The sequence below is a fragment of the Alkalibaculum bacchi genome, from assembly GCF_937875145.1.
In the GTDB taxonomy this organism is placed as follows: Bacteria; Bacillota; Clostridia; order Eubacteriales; family Alkalibacteraceae; genus Alkalibaculum; species Alkalibaculum bacchi_A.
Genome location: NZ_CALNCS010000102.1, coordinates 1 through 12,162, shown reverse-complemented (window position 1 = coordinate 12,162; position 12,162 = coordinate 1). Strand labels below are relative to the sequence as shown.

Annotated in this window: 11 protein-coding genes; 9 read left to right on the top strand and 2 right to left on the bottom strand. The window is 32.7% G+C overall.

Annotated features, from left to right (window positions below):
• From Q7P22_RS06600 to gyrA, 3 genes are all read left to right on the top strand, one after another.
• On the top strand, positions 1 to 910 hold a 910-nt coding region (locus tag Q7P22_RS06600), incomplete at its 5' end, for a DNA replication/repair protein RecF (RefSeq protein WP_303862204.1).
• Positions 911 to 975: 65 nt separating this feature from the next.
• Complete coding sequence (gene gyrB, locus Q7P22_RS06595) at positions 976 to 2,880, top strand: DNA topoisomerase (ATP-hydrolyzing) subunit B (protein WP_113921053.1); 1,905 nt, start codon at positions 976 to 978, stop codon at positions 2,878 to 2,880.
• Between the two features lie 11 nt (positions 2,881 to 2,891).
• Positions 2,892 to 5,363, top strand: a complete 2,472-nt coding sequence (gyrA, locus tag Q7P22_RS06590; protein WP_113921054.1) for a DNA gyrase subunit A — start codon at positions 2,892 to 2,894, stop codon at positions 5,361 to 5,363.
• 219 nt (positions 5,364 to 5,582) lie between these two features.
• Here gyrA and Q7P22_RS06585 read toward each other — a convergent pair whose 3' ends face one another.
• The gene (locus tag Q7P22_RS06585; protein WP_303862197.1) at positions 5,583 to 5,966 is read right to left on the bottom strand and encodes a cupin domain-containing protein; all 384 of its coding nucleotides are present in this window, start codon (positions 5,964 to 5,966) and stop codon (positions 5,583 to 5,585) included.
• A gap of 348 nt (positions 5,967 to 6,314) precedes the next feature.
• On the opposite strand from Q7P22_RS06585, the gene rpe reads away from it, so the two are divergent.
• Positions 6,315 to 6,962 (top strand): ribulose-phosphate 3-epimerase, encoded by a 648-nt coding sequence (gene rpe, locus Q7P22_RS06580; protein ID WP_113921056.1) that lies wholly within the window; start codon positions 6,315 to 6,317, stop codon positions 6,960 to 6,962.
• A gap of 97 nt (positions 6,963 to 7,059) precedes the next feature.
• Positions 7,060 to 7,221, top strand: a complete 162-nt coding sequence (gene rd / locus Q7P22_RS06575; RefSeq protein ID WP_113921057.1) for a rubredoxin — start codon at positions 7,060 to 7,062, stop codon at positions 7,219 to 7,221.
• 213 nt (positions 7,222 to 7,434) lie between these two features.
• Here rd and trxA read toward each other — a convergent pair whose 3' ends face one another.
• Positions 7,435 to 7,761 carry a thioredoxin gene (trxA, locus tag Q7P22_RS06570; protein WP_113921058.1) on the bottom strand — a complete coding sequence of 109 codons (327 nt, stop codon included), beginning with the start codon at positions 7,759 to 7,761 and terminating at the stop codon, positions 7,435 to 7,437.
• Between the two features lie 301 nt (positions 7,762 to 8,062).
• Between trxA and Q7P22_RS06565 the strand changes: the two genes are divergently transcribed.
• From Q7P22_RS06565 to Q7P22_RS06550, 4 genes are read left to right on the top strand one after another with little or no spacing between them, the layout of a single operon-like run.
• Positions 8,063 to 9,451 carry an aminotransferase class I/II-fold pyridoxal phosphate-dependent enzyme gene (locus Q7P22_RS06565; protein ID WP_303862187.1) on the top strand — a complete coding sequence of 463 codons (1,389 nt, stop codon included), beginning with the start codon at positions 8,063 to 8,065 and terminating at the stop codon, positions 9,449 to 9,451.
• A gap of 9 nt (positions 9,452 to 9,460) precedes the next feature.
• On the top strand, positions 9,461 to 10,156 hold the full coding sequence (locus tag Q7P22_RS06560) for a deoxynucleoside kinase (protein WP_113921060.1): 696 nt from the start codon (positions 9,461 to 9,463) through the stop codon (positions 10,154 to 10,156).
• Positions 10,149 to 11,132: a DNA polymerase III subunit delta' gene (gene holB / locus Q7P22_RS06555; RefSeq protein ID WP_170128264.1), complete on the top strand. Its 984-nt coding sequence runs from the start codon at positions 10,149 to 10,151 to the stop codon at positions 11,130 to 11,132. The genes Q7P22_RS06560 and holB overlap by 8 nt, the downstream gene beginning before the upstream one ends.
• On the top strand, positions 11,104 to 12,042 hold the full coding sequence (locus Q7P22_RS06550) for a stage 0 sporulation family protein (RefSeq protein ID WP_113921062.1): 939 nt from the start codon (positions 11,104 to 11,106) through the stop codon (positions 12,040 to 12,042). Before holB ends, Q7P22_RS06550 begins: the two co-directional genes overlap by 29 nt.
• Positions 12,043 to 12,162 lie beyond the last annotated feature (120 nt).

Genomic DNA, 12,162 nt, shown 5'->3' with positions numbered 1-12,162 from the left:
CCTTCTAGAAGGGACTTTTCATAAACAGTACTACAAAGATCATGTACGGATTTCCTTGAATAAACCCAATAAGAGCGCTATTTATATCAATGATAAGAAGGCAAATAAAAGAAGTGCTCTCTGGGAAAAGATTCAAGTTGTACTCTTTAGCCCAGAGGATTTAAAAATGATCAAAGAAGGTCCAGATCTAAGGCGAAAATTTATTGATAGTGGGTTAAACAATACAAAGCCAAGCTACGGAAATGTCCTTAGAGACTACTCAAGAGCCCTCTATCAGAGAAATAATTTACTAAAATCTCTACGCCGTAGCAATTACGGTAAAGAAACATTAGAAGTATGGGATCAACAGCTGGTTCATTTAGGACAGAAGATTATCATTTCTAGAATCAACTTTTTAAAAAAGATTAATTCTATCACAAAAGAAATACACTATACTTTAACAAATAAGCAAGAAGAACTAAAATTATTTTATATCTCCAATATTATTAAAAATGGTGAAGACATCGATCATCTAGAGGAAGTATACAAAAAGAAATTTCGCCAAAATTTAGAAAGAGACATACAAAAAGGATATACTAGTATAGGCCCTCATGTTGACGATATAAGAGTTACTATAAATGACTTCGATGCAAAGACTTATGGTTCACAGGGTCAGCAAAGGACAGCTGCCCTATCTTTAAAACTCTCCGAAATCGAATTAATAAAATCAGAAATCGACGAGAATCCCATTATTTTATTAGATGATGTTATGTCAGAGCTAGATGTAAAAAGACAAGAAAAAATTATTAAATACTTTGAGTCCTCTCAGGTATTCATCACGTGTACTGAGATGAATTTCGAAGATTTTCTGGAAAACTTTAATAAAAAAATATATACTATAGAACGTGGACAAATAGTAAAAGAGACATGAGATTTGTTTTATTCCATTAATTATATTATAATTAAGCTTCTATAGAGTGAACAGGAGGAACACATATGGCACAAGAGAATTATGGTGCGGAGCAAATTCAAGTACTAGAAGGCTTAGAAGCTGTTAGAAAAAGACCGGGAATGTATATTGGTAGTACAGGTTCAAAAGGCCTGCATCATTTAGTATATGAAGTTGTAGACAATAGTATCGATGAAGCTTTAGCAGGCTATTGTGATAAAATTACAGTTACTATTCACCAAGATAATTCAATCACGGTTATAGATAATGGTAGGGGAATCCCTACAGGAATGCACCCAAAAATGAAAAAATCAGCAGTAGAAGTGGCTTTAACCATATTACATGCTGGTGGAAAGTTTGGTGGTGGAGGGTACAAGGTTTCAGGGGGGCTCCACGGCGTTGGTATCTCTGTTGTAAATGCATTATCCGAGTCTTTACATGTAGAAATAAAACAAAATGGACAGGTATATAGGCAAACTTATGAAAGAGGAGTACCTACATCTGAATTAGAAGCAGTAGCGACAACCAATCGTACAGGGACTAAAATAACCTTTAGACCAGATCACAAGATTTTCGAGGAATTAGTATACGATTATGAAATATTAGAGCATCGTTTAAGAGAATTGGCTTTTTTAAATAAGGGCATTAAAATAAAATTAGAAGATGAGCGGGAAGAAAAACAAAGCAATGAATACCACTATGAGGGTGGTCTTATTTCTTTTGTAGAATATTTAAATAGAAATAAAGATCCTTTACACGAAAAAGTCATTAACTTTGAAAAGAAAAAGGATGATATATTAGTAGATATCTCAATGCAGTATACAGAGGATTATAGTGAAAATATATATGCATATGCCAATAATATTAACACTATGGAGGGCGGAACTCATCTAAATGGCTTTAAGTCTGCTCTTACAAGGTGTATCAATAATTATGCAAGGCAGTACAAGTATTTAAAAGACAGCGATAAAAATTTAAGTGGTGAAGACGTTCGTGAAGGTTTAACAGCAATTATTAGTATAAAATTGACGGACCCTCAATTCGAAGGTCAAACGAAGACGAAATTAGGTAATACAGAAGTAAAAGGTATTGTAGAAGTTGTTGCAAATGATGCTATCGCATCATTTTTAGAGGAAAATCCTAATGAATCTAAGGTCATTATTGAAAAATCATTAACTGCAGCCAGAGCTCGAAATGCTGCAAAAAAGGCTAGAGAATTGACTAGGAGAAAAAGTGTACTAGAGAGTACTGCATTACCTGGAAAATTAGCCGATTGTAGAGAAAAAGATCCTGCTCTATCTGAAATATACATTGTTGAGGGAGATTCAGCAGGTGGTTCTGCAAAGCAAGGTAGAGATCCAAAGACACAAGCAATTCTTCCACTAAGAGGAAAAATCTTAAATGTTGAAAAGGCTAGATTAGATCGAATATTGAATACGGATACCATTCGCTCTATGATTACAGCCTTTGGAACGAATATAGGACCAGAATTTTCGATTGATAGTGCCAGGTATCATAAAATTATTATAATGACAGATGCGGATGTTGATGGCGCTCATATTCGAACTCTTTTGCTTACTTTCTTATACAGATATATGAGAGGGTTAATCGATGCTGGCTACATTTATATTGCTCAGCCACCTCTCTATAAAGTACAAAAGGGTAAGAGAATAGAGTATTGTTATAGTGATGAAGAGCTAGAAAAGGTTATGGAAGAAATCGGAAGAGACAATAATGTTTCTCTCCAGAGATATAAAGGTCTAGGAGAGATGAATCCAGAACAACTTTGGGAAACGACCATGGATCCCTCTACGAGAATTTTATTACAAGTTACAATAGATGATGCCATAAAGGCAGATGAATCTTTTACCATTTTGATGGGAGATAAAGTTCAGCCAAGGCGTGAATTCATTGAAAAAAATGCGAAAAAAGTTAAGAACTTGGACATATAGGAGGTGCTTAAATGGATAATATGGACATGGAAAAACACGATAAAGTATTGCCAATAGATATCGAACATGAGATGAAAAAGTCTTATATTGATTATGCTATGAGCGTAATTGTAGGAAGAGCACTTCCAGATGTTCGAGATGGTTTAAAGCCAGTTCACAGAAGAATTATTTATGCTATGAGCGAACTGGGTTTATCCCCTGAAAAATCATATAGAAAGTGTGCCAGAATTGTCGGGGACGTACTAGGTAAGTATCACCCTCATGGGGATAGTTCAGTCTACGATGCTTTAGTTCGAATGGCTCAGGATTTTAATTACAGGTATTTATTAGTAAATGGACACGGTAATTTTGGTTCTATAGATGGAGATAGCGCTGCTGCCATGAGATATACAGAGGCTAAAATGGCTAAAATCACTGTGGAGCTTCTTCGTGATATTAATAAAAATACTGTAGATTGGATGCCTAACTTTGATGAGACTCAAAAGGAGCCAATGGTTTTACCTGCTAGATATCCAAATTTATTAGTAAATGGATCTTCAGGAATTGCAGTAGGTATGGCCACAAATATCCCGCCTCATAACTTGAATGAAGTCATCAATGCTACAATACATCTTATAGATCATCCTGATAGCAGTATTCAAGACTTAATTCAATATGTAAAGGGCCCAGATTTTCCTACTGGTGGTATTATTCTAGGAAGAGAAGGTATGAAAAGCGCCTATACTACAGGTAGAGGCAGGATAAAAATAAGAGCTAAGACTCAAATAGAAGATATTACAAACACAAGACAACGAATTGTCATTACAGAGATTCCTTATATGGTAAATAAATCTCGATTAGTTGAAAAAATAGCTGATTTAGTAAAAGAAAAACGAGTAGAAGGAATTTCAGATCTTCGTGATGAGACAGATCGAAATGGTATTCGAATTGTTATAGATTTAAAAAGAGATTTTAATGCGGAAATAATCCTAAATCAATTATATAAACATACTCAATTACAAGATACATTTGGTGTAATTATGTTGGCTTTAGTAGATAATCAACCAAAAGTTCTAAACCTAAAGGAAATGTTAGGATATTATATAGACCATCAAAAAGAGGTTATTGTTCGAAGGACTCAATTTGATTTGCAAAAGGCAGAAGATCGAGCTCATATACTAGAGGGCTTAAGAATTGCCTTAGATAATATTGACCGCGTCATTACAATCATTCGATCATCTAAAAACGGTGAAGTTGCCAAAGATGGTTTAATGGCTGAATTTGCGCTATCTGAAAAACAAGCCCAAGCAATACTAGATATGCGTCTTCAAAGGCTTACTGGTTTAGAGAGAGAAAAAATTGATCTTGAATACAGTGAGTTGATGGAAAAAATAGCAGAATACAAGAGGATTTTATCAGATGATAAATTCATTTTTGAAGTCATAAAAGAAGAGCTTCTTCAAGTAAAAGAAAAATATGGCGATGAAAGAAGAACTGCTTTTGAAGAGGATTATGAAGATATATCCATAGAAGACTTAATTGATGAAGAAGACGTAGTAATTACTATGACTCATGTTGGGTATATTAAGCGAATATCAGCAAGTACCTATACTGCCCAAAAACGAGGCGGAAAAGGTATAACCGCCTTAAGTACAAGAGATAATGACTTTGTAAATTATCTATTTACGACTACCACCCATCATTATATTTTATTCTTTACCAATAAAGGTAAAGTATATCGCTTAAAGGCATATGAAATTCCAGAAGCTTCTAGACAAGCAAGAGGAACAGCCATAGTGAATATACTTCAATTAGAGCAAGATGAAGAGGTAACAACAGTAATACCAATTAAGGAATTTGTCGATGATTTCTATTTGCTTATGAGCACAAAAAATGGAATCATAAAAAGAACAGATCTTTCTCAGTATGATTCCTCTAGGAAAAATGGGCTTATTGCTATTACCTTAAATGAAGGCGATGAACTGATTTCAGTGGAATTAACGGATGGAAATCAAGAAGTGATTATGGGGACAAAGAATGGATATGCTATTCGATTCTCAGAGAATGAAATAAGAGTTGTGGGTAGAACTGCTATAGGAGTAAAAGGAATTTCGCTTCGCGAAGATGATGAAGTTATTGGTGTAGGTATCCTTGATCAAGATAAATATATCTTATGCGTCACTGAAAATGGTTATGGCAAGCTTACTGATGATTCTGCATATCGTGCTCAAAATAGAGCTGGAAAAGGCATACAAACCTATAAAATAACAAACAAAACTGGAAGTCTAGTTGGAATCATCATATGTGACAAAGAAGATGAAATAATGATGATTAATAATCAAGGAATCATCATTCGCATAAAGACATCAGATATATCTGTGATGGGTCGAAGTACTCAAGGCGTACGTTTAATGAAATTAGAAAAAAATGAAAAGATCATAAGTGTAACGAAAGTGATCAGCGAAGATGAAGATGAAGATATAGACATAGATTCAGAAGAATAATAAAAATAGCAATCAGCCACCAGCGGGTGGCTGATTTTTTATAAAGCTCATACCTAGCACCTAGGAGCTTATATTTTTATTGAACAATGAAAAATGAATAATAAACATTGAACAGTACAAATATGCTAGTTTTATTATTTTTAGTATAATTTTAAATGTTCATTGTCCCATGTTCACTGCGACGCAAGTCGCATATTTGCTTACCACCTTACCACTTTGTCAGCTTACCACCTTATTTATTATACAAAAAAAACCAAAGGGTTCATCATCTGTACTAATAAATTGATGTGAGGCTCCTTTTGGGATGATGACAATGTCCATAGGCTTAACAATATAAATATCATCATCTACTATTATTTTCCCTTCTCCTCTAGCCACAATAACTGCGTGGACTTCTTGTAATTTTTCAAGGGGAGTAAAGCCATCGAAGCTACATTCATAATAATTCAAATGAAAGCATGTGCCAAAGCCGTTTTCAATGATATGTTGCACAGTGGTTTCATTTTGATTTATTTCTCCCTCAATAGAAGGCTTAAAATCCTCTTTTTCAACTCCTGACCAGGCAAAATGTTTAAATTTTAATAGATTACTACTTTTACCCAATATATCACACCACTTTCTATTTCTAGTATTTATCATTATGAATTTAGAATATATAAATATTTCTTAAAAGAATTCAATATCATCTAGTTTAACCAAATGGTGGATTTTGATGATAAAAATATATGTAAATAAAGGATAAAGAGTAAGATTACTTTATAAATATAGTACCGTAATAAATAAACAGAAGTAAGTTGATGTATTCTCTAAAATTATGTTATTATTAACTGTAACAATTTTCACAAATGATATACTATACAGATGAACAAAAAGAGCTTAAGAAGCTTGATGACATTATAAAAATATTTTAAATTTATAAAGATAGTTCATCTAACAAATGGAGGTACAAACATGGCAGTTAAAATAGCTCCTTCTATATTAGGAGCAGATTTTGGAAATCTTGAAAATCAAATTAAAAAAGTGGAAGAATGTAATGTAGATTTATTACATATTGATGTAATGGATGGGAATTTCGTGCCTAATATTGCATTTGGACCTGATCAGGTTAAAATGTTAAGAGATAAAACGAATTTACCTTTTGATGTCCATATGATGGTGCAAGATCCTGATCGCTTGATCGGCCGTTTTGCAGAAGCTGGAGCTGATATTATAACAGTACACCAAGAAGCTACTACTCATCTTCATAGGAGTCTAAACTTAATCAAGTCTTATGGTGTTAAATCAGGAGTTGTTCTATGCCCAGCTACTTCTTTAAGTACACTAAAATATGTTTTAGATGAAGTAGATATGATCTTACTTATGACAGTAAATCCAGGTTATGGAGGACAAAGTTTTATCGAAAATTCTCTAGATAAAATAAGAGCTCTAAAAGAGATGATAAAAGGTTACCCTATTGATATACAAATAGATGGTGGTGTCAATTTAGAAACAGCGCCTAAAATTGTAGAAGCTGGAGCAGATGTATTAGTAGCAGGTTCCTTTACATTTAAAGGGGATATACAAAAAAATATCGATGACTTGCGAAGAGTTGTTCTTTAAATTAAACTATGGGTGTTTAACATTTCACAAAAAGGGTATTATATAATTGTTAGCAGCAATTAGAAATAATATAAAATATTTTAACGGAGGTAATAAAATGAAAAAGTATGAATGTACACTATGCGGTTATATTTATGATCCAGCTGAGGGAGATCCAGATAGCGGTATTGCACCAGGTACTGCATTTGAAGATATCCCAGACGATTGGGTATGTCCATTATGTGGAGCAGGAAAAGAAGACTTTACAGTAGTTGAATAATAACGAATAGCTGAAAGCGAAATGCAGAAAGCTGAAAAAAACGGCTCGCCTTTAGGCGAGCTTCTTTTCTATACTAGGAAAATCCTACTTTTTAATCTTAGCTGTTACTTGAGTCATCCTGAGCGTCAGGGTTAAATCTTTGACCCGTAAGACTTGACCCTAGCACTGATGACTGAAGACTGGCCGCTGGTAGCTAACGCACCGTAGGCGCTTTTAAAGAGCATTTAGAATACTTTCATAATCAGATTTTGTTTTAGCTCCTACTTCTCTTCTGATTTCTTCACCATCTTTAAAAATCAATACCGTTGGGATACTCATAACACGGTATTTCATCGCTAAGCTTCTATTTTCATCTACATTTAGTTTAGCAATTTTTATCTTATCTTTATTTTCATCTGCTAATTCGTCAAATATAGGTAATAAAGTTTGACAAGGTCCACACCATTCTGCCCAGAAGTCTACTAAAATAGGAAGTTTGGACTGAAGCACTTCATTTTCAAAATTATTTTCATCAAGAATTATAATATTGGCATTTGCCATTTTTAACATTCTCCCTTCAATAGTTATATTTTATTTGTACCCAAAAGATAGATTATTAACCGTCATCTAAAGAAAACACCATATGTATATAATCTAAAATTTGTGTTACTATTATCTTAATGTTATTTAGTATTTCATAAAATTCTGTGATTTCTGCGAGCCAATCCGCTAGTTTGCATATTATATCACATGTTTTTTGTTTGATAAAGCATAAGTTCCTATCTTCGCAAAAATCAGTGATTTTTAGCGTGGGTCTAGACTGCTTGTACTCTATCATATTAAGAAAGGAATTTATAGTTTCATGAAAGGATCAATATATAAAGCATTACAAAGAATAACAAATCGAGGAGATTACACGAGATTTCACATGCCAGGTCACAAGGGAAGAAGTAAAGATGATCTTTTTTCTTATGAGTATGATTTTACTGAAATACCAGGCACAGATAATCTAAATAGTCCAGAAGGCCCAATTAAAGAAGCTATGGGTGAAATAGCTAATATATATGGGGTAAAGAAGTCCTTTATATTGGTCAATGGTAGTACGGTTGGTATTCTTGCCTCTATTTTGTCCATTTGCAATAAAGGGGATTCTTTTTTGATTCCTAGGAATTCTCATAAATCTGTGTATTCGGCTTTAATGTTAAAAGAAATTAATCCAGTATATCTATATAATGATGACGCAAATGAATCTTACCCCATGGTTAATGCAGAGCAGGTAGAAAAAGCCTTTATTAAGCATCCCCATTTAAAGGGAGTGATTATTACTTCACCTACTTACCACGGCATTTGCCTAGATGTAAAATCCATTAGTAAGGTGACGAATACATATAATAAGGTTTTAATTGTAGATGAAGCTCATGGCGCTCACCTAAAGTTTAATGAAAAATTCCCTACCTCAAGTGTAGATTTAGGTGCAGATATCGTTGTACAAAGCACCCATAAAACATTAAATTCTCTAAATCAAGGGGCTCTCCTTCATGTGTGTAGCTCAAGGATTTCAACTAATGTAATAAAGAATTATATTAATATTCTTCAAACCACTAGCCCATCTTATCCTATTATGATGTCTATAGAAAATTCCGTTTTAGATGCGAGAGACAGGGGAAGAGAAAGACTAAATCAGTTATTATATTATTATAATAGAATTGAAAAAGAATTAAATAATACTCCTTTTTATTTAAAAGGATCTGAACTACTATCTAGTGGCCAAGTATTTGATTATGATAAGTTGAAAATTTGGATTGAAAGTCCTAAGGTTTCTGGAGTATACCTTTCCCATATCCTTAGAAAGAAGTACTCTATCCAAATGGAAATGTGGGACTATAATGGTGTTTTAGCCATGATGGGTATGGGAACAGAAGAAGGAGACGTAGAAAGGCTTGTATATGCATTAAAAGATTGTTCTCATTTAATTGGAGAGCAGTATGTGCAAAAGAAAAACATCTACTCTTATCCCATAACAAAAAAATGTATAAATCCTTGGGAAGCCATTAATAGAAACAAGGAAGAAGTTCTTTTAATGGAATCTGTAGGACGAATTTGTGCAGAATTTATTATCCCTTATCCTCCAGGTATACCTGTTTTAGTTCCTGGAGAAAAAATAGATAAAAACACTTTGTTATTTCTTAGAAATTGGGAAGACAGTGATATTATGGGGCTAAATGAAAAGAAAATACAGGTTATAAAATAAGGAGGCAATATGGGAAAATTAATTGTAATAGAAGGTTTAGATGGGAGCGGAAAAGAAACTCAAAGCAAATTACTCTATAAAAGGTTATACCGAAACGGATATAAGGTCATGATGATCTCTTATCCTAGATATGAAAAAGAGAGTTCAGCTCTTGTTAAAATGTATCTTCGAGGAGATTTTGGTAAGAATCCAGATGAGATTAGTCCATATGTGTCATCTACTTTCTATGCTGGAGATCGGTATGCTTCTTATAAATGTGAATTTGAAGATTTTTATAATAATGGTGGTATTATTATTGCTGATAGGTATACAACCTCTAATATGGTTCATCAAGGGGGAAAAATAAGTGATGAAGAAGAATTCAATAAATACCTAAACTGGCTATGGAATCTAGAGTTTGAATTGTATAAGATCCCTATACCAGATAAAATTTATTTTTTAAATATTCCTTTAAACCATTCTATAGATCGAATTGAAAAGAGATTAAACAAAATAACAAATGGAGAAAAAAAGGATATACATGAAAACAATTATATCCACTTACACAATGCCTATAAAAATGCTAAAAGACTAATAAACTTATACCATTGGCACGAAATTGATTGTATGAATAAAGATGAATTTAGAACTATTGAAGACATTAATGAAGAGATCTATAAGGATATTATTGATAATATAATAAAAGATGAGGTTACAAATGTTTGATCAGATTATTATAGACGAGAAAAATAAATATATACTTTCGAAAGCCATTGATTATAATAGAGTTAATCATTGCTATATATTTGTAGGACCTGAGGGGACCAATAAAAGAAAGACGGCTATAGAGTTTTCAAAAGCTATCCTGTGTTCGGTAGATAATAAGCCTTGCAATCATTGTACTTCTTGTAATAAGATGGACAGTGGAAATCATCCTGATTTTATTGAAATCTTTCCCTTAGAATCAAGCATTAAAATCAGTCAGATACGAGAAATACAAAAAAAAATGAATGTAAAATCCTATGAAGGGGATAAGAAGGTATTTATAATCAATAATTGTGAAACTATGGGTATCCCTGCACAAAATTCTCTATTAAAGACTTTAGAAGAACCTAATGCAGGCGTATATATTATTTTAATTAGTGAGAGCAAAGAGAGAATACTTCCTACAATTTTGTCGAGAGGTCAAATTTTATATTTTAATCCACTAGATAAGGAAACCTTTCAATCTTCTCTTAGAAAAAAGTATTCCCTAAAAGAGAGCCTTCTTGACGATGTATACGAATTAAGCCAAGGTTGTATTGAAAAAGCTGAAAATATCATAAAAAATCCAGAAGAAATCGATCAATTTAAGATCTTTAGAAAATATATTTTTTCTATTATGAAAGGTGATTATTCTCAAATCTTTGAATTTTCGAAGTGGATAAAAGATGAAAAATTGAGCAATGAGTACATCATAAACAATTTATTGATCCTATTTAAGAATGCCTTGTACGCTAAAGTAAATGGATCTTTGAATGTGTATAAGGAAATAAGTGAGTGTTTAACTTATGAAGGGTTTCATGATATAATAGGGAATATTATAATCTTACAAGGTGATTTAAAATATAATGTAAATTTACAATTACAAATCGAAAGATTGTTGTTAAGAATACAGGAGGAAAAATTAATTAATGATAAAGGTCATAGGAATACGGTTTAAAAAGGCCGGTAAAATATATTATTTTGATCCACAGGATTTTGAGCTAAATGCTGAGGATAAAGTTATTGTTGAGACAGCTAGAGGGATAGAATTTGGTACAGCTGTAACCCCTATAAAGTTTGTATCAGAAGAAGAGATAGTACCTCCTATAAAACCCGTAATTCGAATTGCTACTCACAAGGATGAAAAAACGTACAAGAAAAATAAAGAAAAAGAAGTTAAAGCTTTGGAGATATGCAAAGAAAAAGTAGAAAAGCATAAGCTAGATATGAAGCTAATTGATGTAGAGTACACATTTGACAATAATAAGATTATTTTTTACTTTACGGCTGAAGGAAGAGTAGACTTTAGGGAATTAGTGAAAGATTTAGCTGCTATTTTCAAGGTTCGCATTGAATTAAGACAAATTGGCGTCCGGGATGAAGCTAAAATGCTTGGTGGTCTCGGACCCTGTGGCATTCCTTTATGCTGCTCAAAATGGTTAGGTGATTTTGAACCTGTATCTATTAAGATGGCAAAAGAACAAAGTTTATCATTAAACCCAACAAAGATTTCTGGAATTTGTGGTAGATTATTGTGCTGTTTAAAATATGAGCAAGATTTTTATGAAGAAGTGGCCAAGAGATTACCTTCAGAAGGACAAAGAGTCATATCCCCTGATGGAGAAGGGATTATTATAAGGGTCAATACCTTAGCTGAATCTGTCATAGTAAAAATTGATGGAGATGAAGTAATCGTAAATGAATATAAATTAGATAATATTAAGTTACAATCCTCTTGTAAGGGATCTTGTTGTAAAACAAAACACAAAAAACAAGATGGAGAAGAAAAACAAAATCATACCTGCAATCATGAAAATCATGTAAAAAAAGAATTATTGACAAAAAACAAACAAAAAAGTGAATTATAATTAAAAAACCACTTGAATAATAGCCATTTTATTATATAATAAGAGCAGTGATAAGATACATACCTTACATATGTAGGAGGTGAATTGAATGGCTTATACAATTAGTGAAGATTGCATCTC

Excerpts from the sequence above, each read along its gene's own strand:
- trxA (WP_113921058.1), bottom strand. The coding sequence starts at position 7,761 with ATGGCAAATGCCAATATTATAATTCTTGATGAAAATAATTTTGAAAAT.
- rd (WP_113921057.1), top strand. The coding sequence starts at position 7,060 with ATGAAAAAGTATGAATGTACACTATGCGGTTATATTTATGATCCAGCT.
- rpe (WP_113921056.1), top strand. The coding sequence starts at position 6,315 with ATGGCAGTTAAAATAGCTCCTTCTATATTAGGAGCAGATTTTGGAAAT.
- holB (WP_170128264.1), top strand. The coding sequence starts at position 10,149 with ATGTTTGATCAGATTATTATAGACGAGAAAAATAAATATATACTTTCG.
- gyrB (WP_113921053.1), top strand. The coding sequence starts at position 976 with ATGGCACAAGAGAATTATGGTGCGGAGCAAATTCAAGTACTAGAAGGC.
- Q7P22_RS06560 (WP_113921060.1), top strand. The coding sequence starts at position 9,461 with ATGGGAAAATTAATTGTAATAGAAGGTTTAGATGGGAGCGGAAAAGAA.
- gyrA (WP_113921054.1), top strand. The coding sequence starts at position 2,892 with ATGGATAATATGGACATGGAAAAACACGATAAAGTATTGCCAATAGAT.
- Q7P22_RS06550 (WP_113921062.1), top strand. The coding sequence starts at position 11,104 with ATGATAAAGGTCATAGGAATACGGTTTAAAAAGGCCGGTAAAATATAT.
- Q7P22_RS06565 (WP_303862187.1), top strand. The coding sequence starts at position 8,063 with ATGAAAGGATCAATATATAAAGCATTACAAAGAATAACAAATCGAGGA.